Genomic DNA, 22,592 nt, shown 5'->3' with positions numbered 1-22,592 from the left:
GGGGTAACTAATGAAAATAGAGTATTTTAAAGAATATAGCCATTGCTTAAATAGAGATATGGAATTTAAAGTATATGGGCATGGGGGGAAACCTCTCTTAGCTTTTCCAGCGCAAGATGGTAGATTTTATGATTTTGAAAACTTTAACATGGTACACAGTATAGAATATTTAATAAACTCTGGTAGAGTTCAATTATTTTGTTGTGATAGCATAGATAAAGAAAGTTGGTCAGATATTTTTGGTGATAAAAGGCATAGAATACATATGCATGAACAATGGTATTATTATATTGTAGATGAGTTGGTTCCAAGAATATTTGAGATTAATAAAAATAGTAATGGATATTATGCTAATGGAATTTTAACTACAGGGTGCTCTATGGGAGCAACTCATGCGGTTAATTTTATGTTTAGAAGACCAGATATATTTGATGGATGTATTGGTCTTAGCGGTTATTATGATAGTGATTTTGTTTTTTATGATTATTGTGATGATTTAGTTTATAAAAATGCGCCAATTAAGTACATAGAAGGTATGCCATATGATCATGAATTTGTTGACAAGTATAGAAGAAATAAGATTGTAATATGCTGTGGTCAAGGTGCCTGGGAAGATGAAATGATTTATAGCTTAAATAAGTTAAAAACATTGCTAGAGTATAAAAATATAAATGCTTGGGTTGACTTATGGGGAACTGATGTAAATCATGATTGGGATTGGTGGAGAGTACAGCTACCATATTTTTTAGAAAGAATATTATAGATATAATATATAATTAATTTTAATAAATATTGTTTTTAATTATTATAGCAACAATAGGATATTCAAATAGACTCTAAATAATTATTTCAATAATATAAATTTTAAATAAAATATTATAAATTTAAGGGGGATAATTTAATGAATGTTGTATTTATTTCACCACACTTTCCGTTATATTTTCATAACTTTTGCTCAAGATTAAAGGAAAGAGGAGTTAATGTATTAGGAATAGGAGATGAAGACTATAATTTAATTAGTGATGAAACTAAGAATGCAGTAACTGAGTATTATAAAGTATCTAATCTTGAAAATTTTGAAGAAGTTGAGAATGCATGCAAGTTCTATGAAAATAAGTATGGAAAAATTGATTGGATAGAGTCTCAAAATGAATATTGGCTAGAAATGGAAGCAACTCTTCGTAGTAAGTTTAATGTAAATACAGGAACTAAGATAGAGAATATGTCTCCAATGAAATATAAATCAAAAATGAAGGATGTATATAAAAAAGCTAATATACCTGTTGCTAGATATGATTATGTAAAATCATTAGAATCATGTATAGATTTTGCTAATAAAGTTGGATATCCTATAATAGCTAAGCCAGATAATGGAGTTGGAGCAAACTCTACATACAAGTTAAATAATGAAGATGATATTCGTAGATTTTTTAATGAAAGAGATGAAAGTGTAGTATATATAATAGAAGAGTTTATAAAAGGTCATGTTGAAACGTTTGATGGTATAGCAGATTCAAATAAGAATGTTTTGATAGCATCAAGCCACGTTATGCTAAACTCAATAATGGATTGTGTAAATGAAAAACAAGAAGCTAGATTTTATTCTCAACCTGTTAAAAATAGAGATATAGAAACTATCGGAAAGAAAGTTGTTAAAGCTTTTGATACTAGGAGCAGATTTTTCCATTTTGAATTTTTTAGGTTGCATGAAGATAAAGAAGGTTTAGGAAAAAAAGGAGATTTAGTTGGTCTTGAGGTAAATATGAGAGCTCCAGGGGCGTATATGCCGGATATTATAAATTATACTTATGATGTTGATGTATATTCTATTTGGGCAGATATGCTAATTCATGATAAATCTTTTGTTGATATAGATAGAAAATACTCAGTAGGCTACGTAAGTAGGAGAGATGAATTAAAATATAAAAACTCTATTGATTATGTAAAGAGTAAATATAATGATAAAATTTTAGTTGATGTAAATGTACCAAAGGTATTAGCAGAAGCTATGGGTGATAGAGTATTGTTAGCTAGAAGTAAGGATGAAAGTGATTTATTTGATATTATGGACCTTGTTACAGAAAAAATATAATACTTATAAAGAACTTAATTATAGGTTATAGTATATAATATTATAGATTTACTATAATCAGGAGGCATACAATGATTAACTTATTGCTTAGTTTAAACAACTTTGATGAAAATTGGTGCTATAGCATATTAAAAGACATAATAAAAAAAGATTATAATGTATTAATCGTTCCACTTTCATATAATGATAATTGGCTAAAGGATGAAAATGATTGGAATAAAGCATTTAATAGTGAATATGGAACTCATTATAAAGAGATAGTTTCTCCATTTTTATCTTATGGAATTTGTGAAAATAATATTAAATGGATAAATCAATTTATAGATAGTATAGATTTAATGAAAGAAAAGATTAGAAATAGTGATATTTTATTTTTCACAGGTGGTTATCCAGATAAGATGATGGCAAAATTTCAAAAGTATGATTTAATTCATGAACTTGAAAATTTTAATGGGATTATGATTGGTACTAGTGCTGGTGCTATGGTTCAAATAAGTGAGTTTCATATTACTAAAGACTCTGATTATGAGAGATATTCATATTATATAGGATTAAATATAATTAAGGATTTTGATGTAGAAGTTCATTTTGAAAATAAAGAGATACAAAATATAAGTATACTAAGATGTATTAAAGAAAAGAAAAAGCCTGTTTATTCAATAACTAATAATGGTGCAGTTTTAGTTATTGATGGAAAAGCTTATACATTAGGTGATGCTAAAAAATGGGATGTACCAGGGCATTACTACTAAAAAATACCCTGTCGGTAAATACGACAGGGTATTTTTATGTTTTAAATTTTTAATTGACAGAATTTATAAGATAAAAAATCTATAAATAGAAATACTTATTAATAAGCATTATTACTTGTTACGATTAAAAAGAATTTTATATATAATATTATTTGTAGTACTTGAAATTAATTTATAACAATACTATAATAATTAGAAAATAGAGATAGAGGTGATTAGATAAAATGAACAATTAATCTTATTCAAAATAACGGTAAATATAGTTTTCTAGTTTAAAAAGCATCAAGTAAGATGTTTTATTAATAGAACCTATAAACTACTTAAAGTTAAGGATAAGATTAAATGTTATAGTTAGATTACTTAAATACAAGCAATTATAGCTTTTATTTGCATGTCATAGTATTTGTATCCAATAACTTTCTTATCTTTTAAGTAGTAATAAATACTATTTAAGTTAAGGAAGTTTTTTTATTTCCTTAACAAAGGAGATGATAATTATGGCACAAATTAAAATAAATAACTTAAGTTTTCAATATGAGACTCATGGTGAAGATATATTTAAAAATGTATGTATTAATATAGATACAGATTGGAAATTAGGCCTAATTGGTAGAAATGGTCGTGGAAAAACAACTTTTTTAAAATTATTACATGGTGAATATAAATATAGTGGCCAAATAATAAGTCCAGTAAGTTTTGATTATTTTCCTATGACGGTAGATGATAATAAAGATGCTTTAGAAGTTATGAGAGAATCAATAGCACCTTTTACTAAATGGGAAAAAGAATTAGAAATATACTCAAATAATATTGAATATATGAAAGAATATGGAGAAGTACTAGAAAAGTTTATAGATCATGATGGATATATTATTAATGAAGTTATAGAAAAAGAAGTTAGAAAAATGGGATTAGAAACAGAAATTCTAAATAGAACCTTTAAAACATTAAGTCTAGGAGAACAGACAAAGTTGCTTTTAGTAGCTTTATTCCTAAAGAAAAATAATTTCCTACTTATTGATGAACCTACTAATCATTTAGATACAGAAGGTAGAGAATGTGTAGCAAAATATCTACAGAAAAAGAGTGGATTTATATTGGTTTCCCATGATAGAGACTTTTTAGATAAGGTTATTAATCATATTTTATCTATTAATAAGAACAATATAGATATTCAAAAAGGCAATTACTCAACGTGGCAATTAAATAATAGTAAGAGAGATGACTTTGAAAAATCAGAAAATGAAAAATTACTTAAAGAGATAAAAAGGCTTCAAATAGCAGCTAAACAAAAGTCTAATTGGTCTAATAAAGTAGAAGCAACTAAGAAAGGATGTGGTCCTGTAGATAGAGGATTTATTGGACATAAAGCTGCTAAAATAATGAAAAGAGCTAAATGTTTAGAAAAACGTCAAAATAAAGCGATAGAAGAAAAATCAAAACTATTAAAGAATATAGAAGAAGTAGAAAAACTTAAGATAAGTAATATAGATTCTACTTCAAATAAAATCTTAGAAGTTATAGATTTACAAATAATATATGAAAAAGAATTATTTAATAATCCAGTAACATTTAAAGTTAATCCAAAAGATCGTATTTGGATTAGAGGAAAAAATGGATGTGGAAAATCAAGTTTGATAAAATTACTAATTGGAGAGGATATTAATTATACAGGGTACATAGATAAAGCAAAAAATATATCTTATGTTTCTCAAGATACGTTTTATTTAAAGGGGAAAATTGAAGAATTTTTTAAAGAAAGAGGAATAGATGAACAATATTTAAAAAGTAGTTTAAATAAATTAGGATTTAATGATACTCAATTTGAAAAGAATATAGAAACCTGGAGTGAGGGGCAAAAGAAAAAACTGCTTATTGCAGCAAGTTTATGTGAAAGAGCAGAGCTTTATATTTGGGATGAACCTCTTAATTTTATTGATGTAATTTCACGTATACAAATTGAGAATATGATTTTGGAAGAACAACCTACAATTATTTTTGTTGAACATGACCAATGTTTTGGAAATAAAATAGCTACTAAGATTATAGATATTAAATAAGTATATTTAGATTAAATAGAGAAATTAAATATTTAAATATTTAAATGAGAGGATTCCTTTAGAGGAAGCAATAAAAGTAATAGGCTATGTTAGTCAACAGAGCCTATTATTTTTTTATTTTAAAACTGATTAACTCGATTGTAAGATAGGATAGAGATTTCATTTAATACTCTTAATATAGTCTAAGTTAAAAATATATTTGAATAATATCCTTTCTTAAAAGTAACTTTCTTTATAAATTGTATAAGATATATCGATATAAAAGCTATAGCGATAGCCTTACTATTAATATCAAAGAGGTAAGGTATATAATTAATTAAAGTTAAATAAGAAATACATACAAATATAGTAAAATTAAGTTCAAATAAAATATTAACTATCTTGCCAAGAAATCTTTCTTTGAATTTATACCTAGGTTTGAATATACACATAGTAGTTATTTTTAGGTTAAATAAGGTATCTTTGCATCCTTTTAAGATAATTATTGCTAAAATAATACTAACTAAAAGTGGAAAATTAATACGTATATATAACATACCTGTTAAAGTTATAAATAAAGTAAATAAAATAAATCTCTTTAAAGCTTTAGCTAGAAATAAAGCTAAAAATACAAAAAATATAATTGCGATAAAAATCTCCATAAATACACTCCTATAAATTTATATATGTATATCTTATCCTAGTAAAAAAATGGTATACATTTATATTGATATGACTTAATAGATATTAATATTTTTATAATATTATACTAGCATAAATTTATGTAAATTTTAAAAATTTAAGTCAACTATAAAATATGGATTTATATATAGGAAACTTCATTTATAATAGCATGCATAATTTTAATAATATGGTTAAAAGCTATTAAAGAAATTAGTAGTATATTAGGATAAATATTATTGTAATAGGAGTTATAGTTATGATTAGTGAAATATAGAATGAAATGATTTTATTATAAATTGAAGTTAAATAAAACAAAAAATATCTTATAGTAAACTATCATTATTATAATCTGTAATTAATATAATTAGTATAATACATTTTTTATTTATATAAACACTGCAATGACTAATTTTTTAGCAACAGATGAATCCATTACAAGAGTAATGATATATCGTTGGTGAAATGAATGGTTTAATAGACATGTCATTTTAGCAAAGTGAATTTTTTAGTAATAAAATAAATGTATTTAATAAATACGTATTATAGTATACACATTAGGAGGTAGTTATGAATCAATTAAGAGATAGTAAAACTAAAATAAACTTAATGAAAGCTTTTGCTGGAGAAAGTCAAGCTAGAAATAGATACACTTTCGGTGCATCACAAGCAAAAGGTGAAAAGTTAGCTTTAATAGAGCAAGCTTTTTTATATACTGCAGACCAAGAAAGAGCTCATGCAAAGGTATTTTATAATCACCTTAAGGAATTATCTGGAGGAACTATACATATAGATGGTGGATATCCAGTAGAAATATTTGATAATATAGCACAAACATTAAGAGCAGCTCAACATGATGAATATGAAGAATGGGAAGAAGTTTATAAAAATTTTGCTAATACTGCTAGAGAAGAAGGATTTTTAGCTGTAGCTAATAGTTTTGATAAAATAGCTCAAATAGAGAAAATACATGGAGATAGATTTGGAGATTTTGCTCAAAAGATAGAAGATGGAACTTTGTTTAAGAGTGATAAAGAAGAACAATGGATTTGTTTAAATTGTGGGCACGTTCATACAGGAGTAGAAGCTCCAAAGGCTTGTCCAGTATGCCAACATCCTCAAGGTTATTTTATATTATATTCTAATTCACCTTTTGGAAATTAATAATAAAACCCCGTCGGAAAATACGACGGGGTTTTTACGTTTAAGAATATTATATTGAATAAAAAACAGACTGATGTAGTTCTCAATATATTAATATTCAAAAATAAAAACAAGTAAATTTTATTCTTGAGTAATATGGAATTTAATATCAACTTTTATTTTTATTAGTACTTATCATCAATATCTCAAGTAAAGAGACAATGATTCCGCAAATTCCTAAAATCATATCACTTGGATATTTGTTAAAATAAAATAACAGTAAACTAAAATCTAAAACTAATACAAAGATTATCAATCTTTTATATAATATTACTTTATCAAAAACAAACTTTTCATTTATATATCTTCCTAATAAAAAAAGAAAAACGCCTAAGATGTTTATTTTAATGGAAAGAAAGGTGAGTTCAGTATCTTTCGTATTGAAACAATAACTAAAATATAATCCCATATTTCCAATAAAACATAATAAAAAACCAATTAATTTTATTAGAACTGTCAAAAATTTCTTTATTACATATACTCCTAAAAAATTAATAATAAAACTCTAATAAATATAGGATTTTAATATTATTTATATTAATCTAAAGAAGGTTTATATATGCTAGTATTTAATAATTATTATATCTTAGCATAAGAAAATTTAGCTGATTTAATTACAAATAATAATCTTTTTTAGGATATTATTTTTAAACAATTTGAATTATTTTATTTGGAAAAATAATTAACTAGAACAACGAGTTAATTTAAAGTTATTGATATTGTTATTTGTATATTAAATAATGACAATATTAATTTAAAAATTAATAGTTTTAATAAAAAAATACAAATATATTAAAAATATTATAAAATAAATTAAAATATTTAAATACATTAATGACTTTGTTAAAAGAATTTGATATGCTTATATAAAAGGAAGTGATAAAAATGCATAAAGTTATAACAAAATGTCCAGTTTGCACAAAAGAGATGAAGATTATGAAATTAAAATGCAATCATTGTAATACAATTATAGAAAATGAATTCTCTATTTCAAAATTTGATAGGTTATCCAAAGAGCAATTAAACTTTGTAGAAGTGTTTTTAGCTTGTAGAGGAAATATAAAAGATGTAGAAAAACAGCTTGGAATATCTTATCCAACTGTAAGAGGAAAGCTTGACGAAATTAATCATGAACTAGGTTTAGCAATTAAAAAAGATACAAGAAAAGAAAAAGAAAAAATAATGGATATGTTAGAAAATAAAGAAATAAGTTCTGAAGAGGCTATTAATCTTTTAAAGAAATTATAAATTTAAAATTAAAAATGTAAAAATAATAAAGGAGATATTAAGATGGAAGATAAAAAAAGAATTTTAAAAATGATTGAAGAAGGTAAAATAAATGCAGAGGAAGCTATAAAATTATTAGATGTGTTAGATTCTACTGAAAAGTGTGATGGTATTGTTAAATCTGAAGTAGTTGAAGATGATGATTTCTTTGATTTAAAAAATGATGGTAAAGGCGGTAAGATACTGTTTGTAAGGGTAAAGAGTAATGATGGAAGTAAAGTAAAGATTAATATACCACTAGAGTTTATAAAAATAATGGGTGGAATAGGTAGTATGTATAGTAATGAGCTTGAAAAATACAATATAGATATAGAAAAACTAATGAATGCAATAGATAATGGATTTGTTGGAAGATTAGTAGATGTTGAGAGTGGAAATGACAAAGTAGTAGTAGAAATATGTTAGGATGATATTAAATTGAGAGTAGTTGTTAAAAGTAAAGAAGATAATATTAACATAAATATAAAAATACCTATGATAGTTATTATTATTTTATTAAGGGCATGCAAGCCATTTATAAAAATAGATTTTGATAAAAATTTTAAAATTAGTATAGCTAATAATATATTTAAAAATAGAGAAGTAGATATAATTATAAAAGGATTAAAATATTTAAATAAAGAACATAAGGGATTGTACTTAATAGATATAGAAGAGAGTAATGGGTATATTGTAAAAATACAAGTTTAAATTATTTCTAGCTTTTTATAAAATATTTATGATTATATAAAAGGAAGAAGGGATTATTAATGAAGATAATAGATTTAACTCATAAACTTGAAAATAATATGACTGCATACTCACCAGATAGCAGAGCAAAAATACAAAAAGTAGCAACAATAGAGAATAACGGATATGAAGAAAGTCTTCTGACGATATACTCTCACAATGGAACTCACATGGACTCAACAAAACATATGAATATAAATGGAAAAACTTTAGATACACTAGATATAGAAAATTTTGCTGGAAAAGCAATACTTATAGATGTAAAAGATAAAGAGTATATAGACTTAGAACTTTTAAAAAAGTATGAAGAAAGGATAAATGAATGTGATTTTGTTATATTTAATTCTTCTTGGGATAAGTTTTGGAATACTGATAAATACTACAAAGATTATCCAGTATTAAATAAGGAATCTGCAAAGTATCTTGCAAATAGTAATATAAAAGGAATTGGAATAGACATGTTATCAGTTGATCCCTATGATAGTGCGGACTTTGAGATTCATAGTATATTATTTGATGGTGGAAAGCTTATCGTTGAGAATCTAACTAATTTAGAAAATATACCAAATGAATTTTTATTTATTGCAGCACCGTTAAAGTTTAACGATGCTGACGGAGCACCTGTAAGAGCAATGGCGATTATATAAAATCTTAAGTTGGCATAATTAAGTATTAGAATGGCATTTTTATAAATTGTAATATAGATATACGAAATTATAATGTTAAATTAAATTTTATTAATGAGTATCTAATATTGTACATAATAAAAAAATTTATTAATTTGCAGAAGTTTCAGCAAAATACGACATGAGTAATGTTGTATAATGAAAATGTTATCAGAAGTAATCAAGTTAAAAAAATAAATGGGAACAACATATTAGTTAACAGTAGTTTAACTTACAAAATGATAATATCCAAAATAAAAAAATATATTATAAAAGTTACGGTAGATTAGGGGAATATAAGCTGTAAAATGAGCGGATTAACTAAAACTATAACTTTGGGGAAGTTATATTTGTAGTGACATGTATTGTGGAATACATATAAAGTGTAGAGTAATATGGGGGAAAAGTGATTCGTGATAAAGTAAATATATAAATAAGCCTATGTTAAATTTAGCATAGGCTTATTTATATATTTTAAATTTATTGATGATTTTGATATTATTGATGAATTTTTATATCTTAAATTAAATTTTGGTGAAGTTTTTATTTAATTTGGAGATTGTTTAAGTATATTATTAGAATTTGAAAATATTTTGAATAGATTTTTACTAAAAATTTATATTCTATTTTAAAATATATTTTAAAGCAGAATAAGTATTGTTAAAAAAGTAAATTGAAATTTACACTAAAAACATAAAGTTAAATCGGTGAAAATATTGTAATGATTAACTATATTTATAAAAAATTATATTTAAATAAGAAAATATAAACAAAATAATAAAAATTTTAAGTTAGTATATTTAATAAATTCAATATTTTCAGAAAATAATGTCGAAAAATATTTACTTTTAAAGAATAAAGTTATATAATTAACTAAACTAAAAAAAGGAAAAATTATGAAAGGAAGATAATATTATGGAGTTAGTAGGAATATTAATTATAATTATTGGATTTGCACTTAAGCTAGATACGATAGCAGTAGTTGTAACCGCAGGTCTAACTACAGGACTAGTAGCTCATATGAGTATAGGAGATATACTTAGTACATTAGGAGACGCGTTTGTAACAAATAGAACGACTTGTCTATTTATGCTTATAGTACCAATAATAGGATTATGTGAAAGATATGGGTTAAAATCAAAAGCTGTAATGCTTATTAAAAAAGCAAGTAATTTATCGACAGGAATATTATTAAGTGGATATACACTTGTAAGAGAAGTTACAATAGCAATGGGTGTTACTCTTGGAGGACATCCACAATTTGTTAGACCTTTAGTAAGTCCAATGGCAGAAGGTGCAGCAATTGCTAAATATGGAGAATTAGATCAAGAAGACTTAGATAAAATAAAAGCTTATTCAGCAGCATCAGATAATATAGGTAACTTCTATGCACAAAACGTATTTATGGCAAATGCAGGGATACTTTTAATAGCCTCTACATTAGAAGGATTAGGAATAAAAGTAGATGCACTTGAATTATCAAAAGTAGCTATAATAGTAGCAGTAATAGCATTTGTATTATGGGTAGCACAAAATATTATGTTAGATAGAAAATTAAAGAAAAAATATTCAGCAAGAAGTAATGTAGGAGGTGTAAAATAATGAATATGGAACAACTTTCAAATACATTATTACAAATATTCTACATAATGTTAGGATTATACATGGGTATTACAATGGTATTTACCTTAAAAGATGAAAATCATAAAACAAGGATAGGTACAGCACTATTTTGGGGAATATTATCAGTAACATTTATATTTGGAGATTATATACCAAGTCAAATAGTTGGAGCGTTTGTAATAGTTATAGCAATACTTTCTGCAACTAAGCAAATAAATATAGGAACGTTAAAACAATTAGACGAAACGTTTGCAACATTAAAAGCAGAAAAATTAGGTTTAAAAATATTTATACCTTCTTTATCAATAGCAGTAATAGCAATGCTTATAGCATCATTTACAACTTTACCTGGAACTGTTGCTATAGGTATATCATCAACAGTAACTTTAATATTAACATTTATAATAACTAAAGCAAAACCAAAAGAATTATTAGAAGATAGTAATAGAATGTACCAATCAATGGGATCATTTGTTATATTACCACAATTACTAGCATCATTAGGTGTATTATTCACAGCAGCTGGTGTAGGTGATAAGATATCTGATATAATATCAGGAGTTATACCAACTGGAAATATATTAGTAGGGGTTATAGCTTACTGTATAGGAATGGCAGTATTTACAGCAATAATGGGTAATGCATTTGCAGCATTTTCTGTTATAACTGTAGGAGTAGGTTTACCATTTGTATTTGCCCAAGGCGGAGACCCAGTAGTTTGTTCAGTACTTGCACTTACTGCAGGATATTGTGGGACATTATTAACTCCAATGGCTGCAAACTTTAATGTGTTACCAGCAGCAATTCTTGAACTTAAAGATAAGAATGCAGTAATAAAGGCACAAGTACCAATCTCTATAGCATTACTTGTAATTCATATATTATTAATGTATACATTAGGATTTTAATTAAAAAATAGTTAAAATTTATAGGAGGCAATATTATGAAGATATTATTAACAGGATTTGACCCATTTGGAGGAGAGCCAGTAAATCCAGCTGAAGAAGCGGTAAAAATGGTGAGTGACAATATAAATGGAGCCGAAGTTATAAAGATAACTATACCAACAGTTAGAACTAAATCAGTTAAAGCAATTGAAGAAGCTATAGAAGCTCATAACCCAGATATAGTAATATCTGTAGGACAAGCTGGAGGAAGATTTGATATAACTCCAGAAAGAGTTGCTATAAATATAGATGATTTTAGAATAAAAGACAACGAAGGAAACCAACCAACTGATGAAATAATAAAAGATGATGGTCAAGCAGCATACTTTAGTAATTTACCAGTAAAAGCAATGGTAAAGCATATGAATGATAACAATATACCAGCAACATTATCTAATACAGCAGGTACATTTGTATGCAACCATGTAATGTATGGAATATTATATATGATAGATAAAAAGTACCCTAATATAAAAGGTGGATTTATACACATACCTTACATGACTAGTCAAGTTATAGATAAGAAAAATACACCATTTATGTCTTTAGATGAAATAGTTAGAGGATTAGAACTTTCAATAGAAGCTTGTACTTTATATAATGAAGATATAAAAACAATAGGTGGAGAAATTTGCTAATGAAAAAAATAAATCTTTTTGTTTACGGAAGTTTAAGAGAAGGGTTCTTTAACTATAATAAATACTTAGCTGGAAAGGTAGTAGAAAAAAAGGATGCTAGTCTTGAAAATATGAGATTATATCATATGCCTTATAAAGGATATCCAGCAATAACTCCTGGTAATGATAAAGTACTAGGTGAAATAATGGTTATAAATGAAGAAGAGTATGATGAAACTGTAAAGGCTATGGATGAAATGGAAGGTTTTATAAGTGAAAATAATCCTGAAAATGAATACCATAAAGTAGTTTTAGAAGTTAAAAATCTTCAAACTAATGAAAATGAAAAATGTTTTGTATATTTTTATAATAAGGATAAAGATAAAGTTTTTGATAATGAATCAGTATATATTTCAAATGGTGATTGGAAAGAATACATGCTTAGAAAATAAGTTTAATATAAAAATGCTAAGGCAGTTTGCCTTAGCATTTTTTGCGCTTAAGGAACTTATAGTAAGAAAAAATATGGATAATCTATGAATACAAGTATTATCAATAATTTTATAAATGTAAAAATGACATCTTGAAATGCTTCGCCCACTAAGTGGCTCAAGCAACGGATGTATATGTAGCGGTAGCAAGGATATATCGTTGGCGAAATGAAGTACTTCGACGATACGTCGCTAAAGCGAAGGGAACTTTTTATTTAAAGGAGTAAAAATATCTATTTTGGATAACTTATAATGAAGTAATTTTTAGTTATATATTTTAATTTATAAGAATAACAAATAAATCTTATATAACAATAAATATGGTATGCAAGTATTATTTAAATTTTATTAATCACAGACATATCTTTATATAGATTGGAAACTAAACAAAAGGAAACAAGAAAATTTAAAGTTATAAAATAGATATAAATAAGATTATAAGTTTGGAGCAATAATATATTTATGAGAGGTGAAAAGTTATGATACATATTAATAAACTGCAAAAAGTTTATGATAATGGATATGAAGCATTAAAAAGCATAAATCTTGAAGTGAATGAAGGAGAGTTAGTTTGCTTGTTAGGTCCTAGTGGATGCGGAAAAACAACAATATTAAATTTATTAGCAGGTTTACTAGACCCTACAAGTGGGGATATTAAATTTGATAATGAATCGGTTATAAATAAACATCCTAAAGATCGTAATATAGGACTTGTGTTTCAAAATTATGCGCTATATCCACATATGACAGTTTTAGAAAATGTTATGTTTCCATTAACTGTTGGTAAAAAAAAGAAGCCAAAAGAAGAAGCTGAAAAAATCGCTAAAAAGTATATGAAAATAACTAGTATTGAAGAATTGGCAAATAAAAAACCAGGAGAAATGTCGGGTGGACAGCAACAAAGGGTTGCAATAACAAGGGCACTTGTACAAAGTCCTAAAGTTTTATTATTAGATGAGCCCTTAAGTAACTTAGATGCAAGGTTAAGGCTAAAGATAAGAGAAGAGATAAGAAGGCTAGTAAAAGAGATAGGAATTACTACAATATTTGTAACTCATGACCAAGAAGAAGCTTTATCTATAAGTGATAGAATAGTTTTAATGAATCAAGGAATAGTACAACAATTTGATATACCACAAAATCTATATTTAGAGCCTGCTAATTTATTTGTTGCAAAGTTTATGGGTAATCCAATTATAAATATTTATGAAATGAATAAAGAGGGAAATGTTTTAGTTGGAGATGATTTTTCTATTGATTTAAGTTTATTAAATAAAAATAGAATAAAACAAAGCTTTACTGAAGAAAAATATGTTGTTGGTATAAGACCTGAATATTTTGTTTTAAGTGATAAACCACTATTTAAAGTTAAAGTTGAAACTGCTGAATTAATAGGAAAAGATTGTATATTAAATTTTAAAATTAATAACAAAAATTCTAAAGCGATTACAGATATAAATGAAGGTATATGTGAAAATGATGAAGTTGGACTTGATATAGACTATAACAGCATTTATATATTTAAAGAAGACGGAATGAGGGTTTACTGATGAAGAAATTAAAATATAGTGCAGAAAATTCACCACAAGCATGGTTATATTTATTACCTGCGTTAATTATAATTATAGTATTTCATGTATATCCATTAATAAAAACTTTTATTATATCTTTTGAAAAAGGAACTCTAAATAACTTAGTGTTTAATGGAATTAAAAATTATCAGATTGTATTAAGTGATCCTAAATTTCATAAAGCAATATTCAATACGACATTATATTCTTTTACAGTAGTACCATTAGGTGTTATTATTGCAATGATTATATCATTAATTATTTTTGAAAAAATTAAACACAAAGATATATTTGAAACTATATTTTTTATACCGTATTTAACAAGTATTATAGCAGTAGGTATAGTATTTAGATTTTTATTAAATAAGGACTATGGATTTATAAATTATATATTAAGTTTTATAAATGTAGGACCAATAAATTTCTTAGATGACCCTAAAATGAGTATGTTTACATTGATTATGTTTGGTATATGGTCAGGTCTTGCATTTAATATAATAATATTAATTTCAGGGCTTAGAAATGTAGAAAAAAATTATTACAAAGTTGCAGATATGTTTGGTGCAACTAAAACAGAGCAGTTTTTTAGAATAACATTACCTCAAATGATACCGATTATTACATTCTTATTAATGGTTAATTTCATAAATGCATTTAAGGTATATTCACAAGTATTTGCAATATTTAACGGTAAAGCAGGTATTGCAGATAGTGCAACAACAGCAGTATTTTATATATTTAATAAATTCTATGTTGAATACCGATATGGTCAAGGTATGGCGGCTGCGGTTATATTATTTATACTTATACTGATATTTACAATGATTCAAAATTATATACTAAAGAGAATATCTAAGTAGGTGAAAATATGGGAAAAGTTAGTTCAATTTTAGGAAAAATATTTATAGTCATTATGGCAGCGATAACATTATTTCCATTTTTGTATATGATTTTATCAAGCTTAATGACTTTTCAAGAAGCAACAAGTATACCTCCTACATTGTTTCCAAAGTCTTTTAGATGGGAAAACTTTAGAGAAGCAATGAAGCAAGCACCTTTTGTTAGATACTTCTTCAACACAGTTTTTGTAGCGGGAATATCAACACTAGGTACATTAATAACATCAGTACTTGCAGCTTTTGCATTAGTTAAATTAGAATTTAAATTTAAAAACATATTATCAGCAGCATTGGTTACATTACTAATGGTACCGTATGAAGTTACAGTATTTACTAACTATCAAACCATAGCTCAATTAGGATTATTAGATACTTATATAGCACTTATTATTCCATCACTTGCTAGTGTATTTTATATATTTTATTTAAGAGGTTATATTTCAAGTATTCCTATGTCTTATTATAAAGCAGCTAAGGTAGATGGATGTAGTGATTTAGAATTTATTACTAGAATTTTAATTCCACTTATAAAACCATCATTATTTACAATGGGAATATTAAGTTTTATAGGTGGATGGAACTCTTTCTTATGGCCAATACTTGTTACTAACAGTAAGGAAATGAGATTACTTAGTAATGGATTAAGTGCATTTGCTACAGAAAGTGGTACAAATGTTCAATTACAAATGGCAGCATCAACAATAGCTATAGTACCAATATTAATTATATATTTAATATTTAGAAAAGAAATAATTAAAGGAGTTGCAAGCAGTGGTATTAAAGGATAAAAAAACAAAAATCACTTTTCATAACGGAATACTAACTATTGGAGGAACTATTATTGAAGTTGTATATGAAGATAGTCATATATTCTTTGACTTTGGAAGTGAATATGATCCAAGTGCTAAATTTCAACCGTCTAATTTACAAGAACTATTAGATGAAAAGTTAGTTCCTTATTTAAATAATATATATGACCCAGGCATTGAACTTAAAGGATATAAATCAAGTGAAGATAATTTTAAACATACTGCGGTATTTTTATCTCATATGCATTTAGATCATTCAAAGATTATTAATTATTTAAATCCAAGTATTCCTTTATATACATTAGAAGGTACAAAGTCATTACTTAATACATTAAATATAAATAATGATTTTTTATTCCCTTTTTATAACAAAAAAGACTCTAATACTAGAGAAATAATTGGAGTTAAAGAAAATGAAATAATTGAGATAGGTCAAATAAAGGTAAAGGTAATGCCGGTAGACCATGATGCCTATGGGGCTTGTGGATTATTAATTAAAACACCCGATTTAGTAATTTCATACACTGGTGATATAAGATTGCATGGTTATAGAAAAGAAGCTACACTTCAGTTTTGTAAAGAAAGTGAAAACTGTGATGTTTTATTAATAGAAGGTGTTACAGTTTCTTTTAATGACTTTGAAGATGAACCTGATGAAAATGATTTATGTGATGAAAAAGATTTAATAAAAAGAGTTAATGAAATAGTAAGTAATAACCCTAATAAGCAAATAACATTTAACTATTATATTTCTAATATAGAAAGAATTTTAAATATAATAAAAACAAATTCTAGAAAAGTTGTTTTAGATGCGTATTATTCTTATGTATTAAAAGAAGCTACTAATTATGATTCATATTATTATAAATTAGACGATAAAGATTATGGATTAGATCCAAAATTTGAAATTAAATTTGAAGAATTGTTAAATGATGAAAGTGAGTATATGTGGCAATTAGATCAAAATTCACTTAAACAATTTGACAAATTAAAAACTGGTGGAATATACATTCACTCAAATGCAGTACCTTTAGGGTCTTATGATCCAAATTATGAACCGTTTGTAAATAGGTTTAAACAGCATAATATAGAATTTATAACAGTATCATGTAGTGGACATGCTCATCCAAAGGATTTAATAAAAATAATAGATTTAATTAAACCAAAGTTATTAGTACCAATTCACTCATATAAACCAGAGAGACTTTATAATGAGCATGGTGAAAGATTATTACCAAAGAAAAATCAAACAATTTAAGGGAGGACGACCTAATGAAGTTTAAAAAAATATTACCATTAGCTATATCTCTAAGTTTAATGGTAGGATGTTCAGGAAAAAAACAATCGGATACACCAACTAATGAAGAAATAGTGACTGAAATAAAAAATCCTGTGGAAATAACTTTTTGGCACGCAATGAGTGGTGATCAAGAAAAATCATTACAAGGATTAGTTGATAAGTTTCAAAAAGAAAATCCTAATATAACAGTTACGCTTCAAAATCAATCAAGCTACCCTGATTTACAACAAAAGATAACAGCAACAACAGCAAGTCCAAAGGATTTACCAACTATGACACAAGCTTATCCAGACTGGCTTTTAAATGCTATAGATGAAAATTTAGTTCTTGATTTAAAACCTTATATAGAACATGAAACTTTAAAATTTGATAATTATGATGATATAGTAAAAGGATTTAGAGAAGCATCAACTTTAGATGGAAAAATATATGGAATACCATTTAATAAGTCTACTGAAGTTTTATGGTACAACAAAACTTTATTTGATAAATTAAATTTAACAGTTCCAAAAACATATGAAGAATTTGCAAAAGTTGCAAAAGAAATTAAGGATAAAGAAAATATAGTTGCTGGGGGATTTGATTCATTAAGTAACTATTACACAACATACTTAAAAAATGAAGGTGTAGTATTTGATTCAAAATTAGATCCAACTAATGAGGCATCAACAAAAGCAGTTAACTATTATTTAGATGGTATAAAGAACGGATACTTTAGAATAGCAGGAACAGACAAATACTTATCATCTCCTTTTGGAAATGAAACAATAGCTATGCTTGTAGGATCTAATGCAAGTGAAACTTTTGTAAAACAAGGTGTTAATAATAAGTTTGAAATAGGTGTTGCTCCATATCCAGCTAAAGAAGTGATGCAACAAGGTACAGATTTATTTGTATTTAATAGTGCTACAGCTGAACAAAAAACTGCTGCATATGAATTCTTAAAGTTCTTAACAACAAAAGAAAATCAAATAACTTGGGCTAAAGATACTGGATATATACCTGTTAGAGAAAGTGCTATAAATTCTGATGAATATAAAAATTCAGGAAGTTTAATAGCTCCAATTATATCAGATGCAACTAAAAACTTATTTACAAATCCTCTTGTAAAAGGTATGGATAGTGCATTTAGAGAATCAAATACAGTATTAGAATCAATATTAGCAGAGAAAAATCCAGATGTTAAATCAAAATTAGAATCATTTAAATCTACTTTAATGTCTATTTGGGAATAAAAATAGTTAGGGCGTTTCTTAAAACAGGATAACGCCCTGTTTTTATATTATAGATTATAAATTATCTGTTTTGTATAAATTATAATTAAAATATCAAACTTTGATAAAAGGAGTAAAGTTATGAAAATTGTTATATATCAAACTAGTGACTTACATGGGTATATTTATCCTACAAATTATGTAAATGATCAACCACTAGGCTTTTTAAAAATTGCTAGTTATATACTAAATGATGAAAAAAAATATGATGCATCTTTAAAAATTGACTGTGGTGATTTAGTTCAAGGTTCAGCACTTACGCATTTTTTATCTAAACAAGCGATAGAAGAAAATCCTATAATAAAAGGATTAGAATTTATAAACTATAATGTTTATGTACTTGGCAATCATGAATTTAATTATGGACTTGAATATTTAACAAATGCATATGATAAAGTTTCTGATAAAGTAATAAATGCTAATATAAAAGGATTGCCATTTAATACTAAGCCATATGAAGTATTTGACTTTAATGGTTTTAAAATAGGATGTATAGGATTTACAACGGTTTATATACCAAATTGGGAACAAGAAGTGAATATAAAAAATCTGGAGTTTTTAGATATAGTTAAACAATATGCTAAATATGAAAAAGAGTTAAAAGATAAATGTGATTTTATAATAGTTTGTTATCATGGTGGATTTGAAAAAAGTTTAGATGAACATATGACTCCAACAGAAGCTCTTACGAAAGAAAACCAAGGAAGTGAACTTTTAGAAAATTTTGACTCAATAAATATGATATTAAGTGGTCATCAACATCGTTCATTTATAACTAAGATAAAAGATGTAATTTGTTCTCAGCCGATGCACAATGGTCAAAGTTTTACTAAAATAGTCATTGATACAGAAAGTAAGGACATATCTTATGAGTTGATAGATGTTAGTAAGTTAAATAATGAGATAGATAAAAAATTAGAAAGTATATTTACTCAAACACAAAAAGATTTAGATGTTTACTTAGATAAAATTATCGGTGAATTCGATAAGGATATGAGAGTTGATGATATATTCTTAGCAAGATTAAAAGGTCATCCATTTATAAATTTCCTACATCAAGTTCAGTTAGATGTCTCTGGTGCTGATTTTTCTGCTTTATCAGTGTTTGATAGTGCTATAGGATTTAGTAAAAAAATATCAGTTAGAGATGTTTTAATAAATTATCCATATCCAAATACTTTAAAAGTATTAGAGGTTACAGGTAAACAGTTAAAAGAAGCTATAGAAAAGAGTGCAACTTATTTTGTTATTGAAGATAAAAAAATAGGTATAAATAAAGATTTTTTAGTGCCTAAAGTTCAACACTATAACTATGACACTTATGGAGGATTAGAATATAAGATAGATTTATCAAGAGATTTTTATGATAGAGTTGTTTATATGAAAAAGGATGGTAAGGATATTTCTATGGATGATACTTATACTATAGTTTTAAACAATTATAGAGCTAGTAATACGTCTATATATCCAGCTTATGAAGGATGTAGGGTTGTTAAGGAAATTAATTTAGATATGAGTGAGATAATACTTGATTATATTCAAAAGCATAAAAAAATTATTGTAGATGATAATTACAATTATTTTATAGATTAAATACTTATAGTTAATTTTGGGTATGTTTTAATACAATATTGATTTTATAAATATTTTTGAGCAATGGATGTATCTGTAGCGGTAGCAAGGATATATTATTGGCACATGAAGTGTTTCGCCGATATGTTGCTTGAGCGTAGTGAATTTTTTATTTGGTTATGTTTTAACTTAGTGTTGATATTAGTAATAATTTTAATAACGACAAAGTAGGGGGATATTGTATTACACCCTAATTGTTGGACTAAAATCTAATGATTAGGGTGCTTTTTATGGCTAAATATGATTTTAATTTTAAAATGAAAGTTGTTAAATTTATTATTATAACAATGAAATAATTAAATAAAACTAAGCAATGAGAATATAAATTTTAAATTTAAATGCTAAAAAGTGTGTACTATCTATTAATCGAATTATAAACGATAACTATTTATTCTAGTTTATATAAATTAATGTAACACTTAATTAGCTCTTTTCTATAATATTAATAAACCTAAATTTATATAGGAGGTATATATGATTAACTATCTATATCATGCCAATGAACCTTATCCTGAAATAAGAGTTGAAAATAAAAATCAATATTACGCAGAAATTTTAATGGATGATTATGCAGGTTTTATTAGTGAGTTTAGTGCTGTATCTCAATATATGTATCACTCTTTAAAATCGGTAAAAAGTATTGAGTACTTATCAAACATGTGGAGAAATATATCTATTGTAGAAATGCATCATTTAGATATATTAGGTCAACTTATAACTCTTTTGGGTGGAAAACCGATTTATCGAGGTTCTTTTAGTACATCATGTCAATATTGGAATGGTAATTTTGTATACTATGGAGATAATATATGTAATCAGTTAAATGCTGATTTAAAATCAGAATATCAAGCTATATATAATTATGAAAATCATATATGCATGATTGATGATAAGTATATAAGAGAAAATTTAAAAAGAATTATATTAGATGAACAGATTCATATAAAGTATTTTGAATCTGCTATAAAAAAATTTTGCTAAATAAATCATAATCAACTGTATTAATCTATTGTGCAACCAAAAATATTTTACAAATAAAGTTAATTTAACTTAACTCGTTGTGCTAGTTAATTTTTTCAATTATGAATTGTCAATTTAAATCAGACAAACTACTTATGAATCACTAAGCAACTGGAAGTAATATTTTAAATCTAGTTGCTTCTTTTATAACATCATTTGGTGTTAATTTGTATAATGTTTTTGTCGATATTTTTTCATCTTTTCCAATTTTCATTCTGTGAGTGTAAGCTCTTGATTTTACACCATAAATAGTAATTTGATTTTAGATTTGTTAGCAGATTTATGTTAATATGATTAAAAGACATTTTTGATATTTATTTTGTTGGTTTTAGTCGATTAACTAAGTGTATCATAAGTGTCTTTTTTAGTATATATATATTTGTCTAATTTGATTATACAATTTAGGTTATCTATCTTTTTTTTACTTTATAATATATAGCGATTGTGAAGTTTATTATATCATTTTCAATATTCATTCAAAATATAGCAATAATAATAAATATAATAATATTGATTTTACTATCATTACCAAAAACTGTACATAAAAAGGTATTGTGTAACGCACAGTACTGTGTTATTATAATAAACAAGTAGTGTGTAGTACACAGTACTAGGTAATTAAAAAGAAATACATAAGAAAGGAGTAATTAATGAATACTCAATTTAGAAAAGGCGTTCTTGAAATTTGTGTCCTTACTTTAATATCTAAAAAAGATATGTATGGATATGAAATAGTTCAAAATATATCAAAAGTTATTGAAGTAAATGAGGGAACGATATACCCAATACTAAGAAGGCTTACGAAAGAAGGATATTTTGAAACTTATATATTAGAATCAAACGAAGGACCAGCGAGAAAATACTATAAAATAACACCTGAAGGAATTGAAAACTTAAATAGATTAAAAAGTGAATGGTATGAATTTGTATATGCAGTTAATACATTTTTAAATGATTAAGG

At 25.7% G+C, this 22,592-nt stretch carries 22 protein-coding genes; 20 read left to right on the top strand and 2 right to left on the bottom strand.

Annotated features, from left to right (window positions below; translation table 11 throughout):
- The first annotated feature begins 10 nt into the window (after positions 1–10).
- The 4 genes from CRIB_RS07175 to abc-f all read left to right on the top strand — a co-directional run bounded on the left by CRIB_RS07175 (position 11) and on the right by abc-f (position 4,904).
- Positions 11–763: an esterase family protein gene (locus CRIB_RS07175; RefSeq protein ID WP_180701711.1), complete on the top strand. Its 753-nt coding sequence runs from the start codon at positions 11–13 to the stop codon at positions 761–763.
- 138 nt (positions 764–901) lie between these two features.
- Positions 902–2,092: an ATP-grasp domain-containing protein gene (locus CRIB_RS07170; protein WP_180701710.1), complete on the top strand. Its 1,191-nt coding sequence runs from the start codon at positions 902–904 to the stop codon at positions 2,090–2,092.
- 71 nt (positions 2,093–2,163) lie between these two features.
- Positions 2,164–2,844, top strand: coding sequence for a Type 1 glutamine amidotransferase-like domain-containing protein (locus tag CRIB_RS07165; protein WP_180701709.1), 681 nt, complete (start codon positions 2,164–2,166; stop codon positions 2,842–2,844).
- Between the two features lie 497 nt (positions 2,845–3,341).
- Positions 3,342–4,904, top strand: a complete 1,563-nt coding sequence (abc-f, locus tag CRIB_RS07160; RefSeq protein WP_180701708.1) for a ribosomal protection-like ABC-F family protein — start codon at positions 3,342–3,344, stop codon at positions 4,902–4,904.
- A gap of 182 nt (positions 4,905–5,086) precedes the next feature.
- Here abc-f and CRIB_RS07155 read toward each other — a convergent pair whose 3' ends face one another.
- Positions 5,087–5,545, bottom strand: a complete 459-nt coding sequence (locus tag CRIB_RS07155) for a hypothetical protein (protein WP_180701707.1) — start codon at positions 5,543–5,545, stop codon at positions 5,087–5,089.
- A gap of 589 nt (positions 5,546–6,134) precedes the next feature.
- Between CRIB_RS07155 and rbr the strand changes: the two genes are divergently transcribed.
- The 3 genes from rbr (at position 6,135) to CRIB_RS07140 (ending at position 8,459) form a co-directional block, all read left to right on the top strand.
- On the top strand, positions 6,135–6,728 hold the full coding sequence (gene rbr / locus CRIB_RS07150; protein ID WP_180701706.1) for a rubrerythrin: 594 nt from the start codon (positions 6,135–6,137) through the stop codon (positions 6,726–6,728).
- 924 nt (positions 6,729–7,652) lie between these two features.
- Positions 7,653–8,015: a DUF2089 domain-containing protein gene (locus tag CRIB_RS07145; protein ID WP_180701705.1), complete on the top strand. Its 363-nt coding sequence runs from the start codon at positions 7,653–7,655 to the stop codon at positions 8,013–8,015.
- Positions 8,016–8,057: 42 nt separating this feature from the next.
- Complete coding sequence (locus CRIB_RS07140) at positions 8,058–8,459, top strand: SHOCT-like domain-containing protein (RefSeq protein ID WP_180701704.1); 402 nt, start codon at positions 8,058–8,060, stop codon at positions 8,457–8,459.
- Here CRIB_RS07140 and CRIB_RS12850 read toward each other — a convergent pair.
- Positions 8,456–8,698 carry a hypothetical protein gene (locus CRIB_RS12850; RefSeq protein WP_408638567.1) on the bottom strand — a complete coding sequence of 81 codons (243 nt, stop codon included), beginning with the start codon at positions 8,696–8,698 and terminating at the stop codon, positions 8,456–8,458. The two genes, CRIB_RS07140 and CRIB_RS12850, sit on opposite strands and share 4 nt — an antisense overlap.
- Before the next feature lie 105 nt (positions 8,699–8,803).
- On the opposite strand from CRIB_RS12850, the gene CRIB_RS07130 reads away from it, so the two are divergent.
- The 13 genes from CRIB_RS07130 to CRIB_RS07070 all read left to right on the top strand — a co-directional run bounded on the left by CRIB_RS07130 (position 8,804) and on the right by CRIB_RS07070 (position 22,590).
- Complete coding sequence (locus CRIB_RS07130; RefSeq protein ID WP_180701702.1) at positions 8,804–9,430, top strand: cyclase family protein; 627 nt, start codon at positions 8,804–8,806, stop codon at positions 9,428–9,430.
- A 933-nt stretch (positions 9,431–10,363) separates the two neighbouring features.
- Positions 10,364–11,050, top strand: a complete 687-nt coding sequence (locus tag CRIB_RS07125) for a DUF969 domain-containing protein (RefSeq protein WP_180701701.1) — start codon at positions 10,364–10,366, stop codon at positions 11,048–11,050.
- Positions 11,050–11,979, top strand: a complete 930-nt coding sequence (locus CRIB_RS07120) for a DUF979 domain-containing protein (protein ID WP_180701700.1) — start codon at positions 11,050–11,052, stop codon at positions 11,977–11,979. Before CRIB_RS07125 ends, CRIB_RS07120 begins: the two co-directional genes overlap by 1 nt.
- Before the next feature lie 35 nt (positions 11,980–12,014).
- Positions 12,015–12,656, top strand: coding sequence for a pyroglutamyl-peptidase I (gene pcp, locus CRIB_RS07115; protein WP_180701699.1), 642 nt, complete (start codon positions 12,015–12,017; stop codon positions 12,654–12,656).
- Complete coding sequence (locus tag CRIB_RS07110) at positions 12,656–13,087, top strand: gamma-glutamylcyclotransferase family protein (RefSeq protein ID WP_180701698.1); 432 nt, start codon at positions 12,656–12,658, stop codon at positions 13,085–13,087. The genes pcp and CRIB_RS07110 overlap by 1 nt, the downstream gene beginning before the upstream one ends.
- Positions 13,088–13,605: 518 nt before the next feature.
- Positions 13,606–14,676: an ABC transporter ATP-binding protein gene (locus tag CRIB_RS07105; RefSeq protein ID WP_180701697.1), complete on the top strand. Its 1,071-nt coding sequence runs from the start codon at positions 13,606–13,608 to the stop codon at positions 14,674–14,676.
- Positions 14,676–15,557 carry a carbohydrate ABC transporter permease gene (locus CRIB_RS07100; RefSeq protein WP_180701696.1) on the top strand — a complete coding sequence of 294 codons (882 nt, stop codon included), beginning with the start codon at positions 14,676–14,678 and terminating at the stop codon, positions 15,555–15,557. Before CRIB_RS07105 ends, CRIB_RS07100 begins: the two co-directional genes overlap by 1 nt.
- An 8-nt stretch (positions 15,558–15,565) precedes the next feature.
- Positions 15,566–16,384 carry a carbohydrate ABC transporter permease gene (locus CRIB_RS07095; RefSeq protein WP_180701695.1) on the top strand — a complete coding sequence of 273 codons (819 nt, stop codon included), beginning with the start codon at positions 15,566–15,568 and terminating at the stop codon, positions 16,382–16,384.
- Positions 16,368–17,663 (top strand): MBL fold metallo-hydrolase, encoded by a 1,296-nt coding sequence (locus tag CRIB_RS07090; RefSeq protein ID WP_180701694.1) that lies wholly within the window; start codon positions 16,368–16,370, stop codon positions 17,661–17,663. The genes CRIB_RS07095 and CRIB_RS07090 overlap by 17 nt, the downstream gene beginning before the upstream one ends.
- 14 nt (positions 17,664–17,677) lie before the next feature.
- A complete protein-coding gene (locus CRIB_RS07085; RefSeq protein WP_180701693.1) occupies positions 17,678–18,940 on the top strand; it encodes an ABC transporter substrate-binding protein in 1,263 nt (420 codons plus the stop codon).
- Between the two features lie 120 nt (positions 18,941–19,060).
- Positions 19,061–20,572, top strand: a complete 1,512-nt coding sequence (locus tag CRIB_RS07080) for a bifunctional metallophosphatase/5'-nucleotidase (RefSeq protein WP_180701692.1) — start codon at positions 19,061–19,063, stop codon at positions 20,570–20,572.
- Between the two features lie 513 nt (positions 20,573–21,085).
- Complete coding sequence (locus CRIB_RS07075; protein WP_180701691.1) at positions 21,086–21,592, top strand: ferritin-like domain-containing protein; 507 nt, start codon at positions 21,086–21,088, stop codon at positions 21,590–21,592.
- Positions 21,593–22,281: 689 nt separating this feature from the next.
- Positions 22,282–22,590, top strand: coding sequence for a PadR family transcriptional regulator (locus CRIB_RS07070; protein ID WP_180701690.1), 309 nt, complete (start codon positions 22,282–22,284; stop codon positions 22,588–22,590).
- Positions 22,591–22,592: the final 2 nt, after the last annotated feature.

This window comes from Romboutsia ilealis, assembly GCF_900015215.1.
Lineage (GTDB): Bacteria > Bacillota > Clostridia > Peptostreptococcales > Peptostreptococcaceae > Romboutsia > Romboutsia ilealis.
The sequence above is the reverse complement of the archived record's forward strand: the minus strand, read 5'-3'. Positions and strand labels throughout refer to the sequence as shown.

Excerpts from the sequence above, each read along its gene's own strand:
- CRIB_RS07170 (WP_180701710.1), top strand. The coding sequence starts at position 902 with ATGAATGTTGTATTTATTTCACCACACTTTCCGTTATATTTTCATAAC.
- CRIB_RS07125 (WP_180701701.1), top strand. The coding sequence starts at position 10,364 with ATGGAGTTAGTAGGAATATTAATTATAATTATTGGATTTGCACTTAAG.
- CRIB_RS07095 (WP_180701695.1), top strand. The coding sequence starts at position 15,566 with ATGGGAAAAGTTAGTTCAATTTTAGGAAAAATATTTATAGTCATTATG.
- CRIB_RS07130 (WP_180701702.1), top strand. The coding sequence starts at position 8,804 with ATGAAGATAATAGATTTAACTCATAAACTTGAAAATAATATGACTGCA.
- CRIB_RS07075 (WP_180701691.1), top strand. The coding sequence starts at position 21,086 with ATGATTAACTATCTATATCATGCCAATGAACCTTATCCTGAAATAAGA.
- CRIB_RS07100 (WP_180701696.1), top strand. The coding sequence starts at position 14,676 with ATGAAGAAATTAAAATATAGTGCAGAAAATTCACCACAAGCATGGTTA.
- CRIB_RS07105 (WP_180701697.1), top strand. The coding sequence starts at position 13,606 with ATGATACATATTAATAAACTGCAAAAAGTTTATGATAATGGATATGAA.
- CRIB_RS07110 (WP_180701698.1), top strand. The coding sequence starts at position 12,656 with ATGAAAAAAATAAATCTTTTTGTTTACGGAAGTTTAAGAGAAGGGTTC.
- CRIB_RS07155 (WP_180701707.1), bottom strand. The coding sequence starts at position 5,545 with ATGGAGATTTTTATCGCAATTATATTTTTTGTATTTTTAGCTTTATTT.
- CRIB_RS07175 (WP_180701711.1), top strand. The coding sequence starts at position 11 with ATGAAAATAGAGTATTTTAAAGAATATAGCCATTGCTTAAATAGAGAT.
- pcp (WP_180701699.1), top strand. The coding sequence starts at position 12,015 with ATGAAGATATTATTAACAGGATTTGACCCATTTGGAGGAGAGCCAGTA.
- CRIB_RS07085 (WP_180701693.1), top strand. The coding sequence starts at position 17,678 with ATGAAGTTTAAAAAAATATTACCATTAGCTATATCTCTAAGTTTAATG.
- abc-f (WP_180701708.1), top strand. The coding sequence starts at position 3,342 with ATGGCACAAATTAAAATAAATAACTTAAGTTTTCAATATGAGACTCAT.
- CRIB_RS07145 (WP_180701705.1), top strand. The coding sequence starts at position 7,653 with ATGCATAAAGTTATAACAAAATGTCCAGTTTGCACAAAAGAGATGAAG.
- CRIB_RS07165 (WP_180701709.1), top strand. The coding sequence starts at position 2,164 with ATGATTAACTTATTGCTTAGTTTAAACAACTTTGATGAAAATTGGTGC.
- CRIB_RS07120 (WP_180701700.1), top strand. The coding sequence starts at position 11,050 with ATGAATATGGAACAACTTTCAAATACATTATTACAAATATTCTACATA.
- CRIB_RS07070 (WP_180701690.1), top strand. The coding sequence starts at position 22,282 with ATGAATACTCAATTTAGAAAAGGCGTTCTTGAAATTTGTGTCCTTACT.
- CRIB_RS07140 (WP_180701704.1), top strand. The coding sequence starts at position 8,058 with ATGGAAGATAAAAAAAGAATTTTAAAAATGATTGAAGAAGGTAAAATA.
- CRIB_RS07080 (WP_180701692.1), top strand. The coding sequence starts at position 19,061 with ATGAAAATTGTTATATATCAAACTAGTGACTTACATGGGTATATTTAT.
- rbr (WP_180701706.1), top strand. The coding sequence starts at position 6,135 with ATGAATCAATTAAGAGATAGTAAAACTAAAATAAACTTAATGAAAGCT.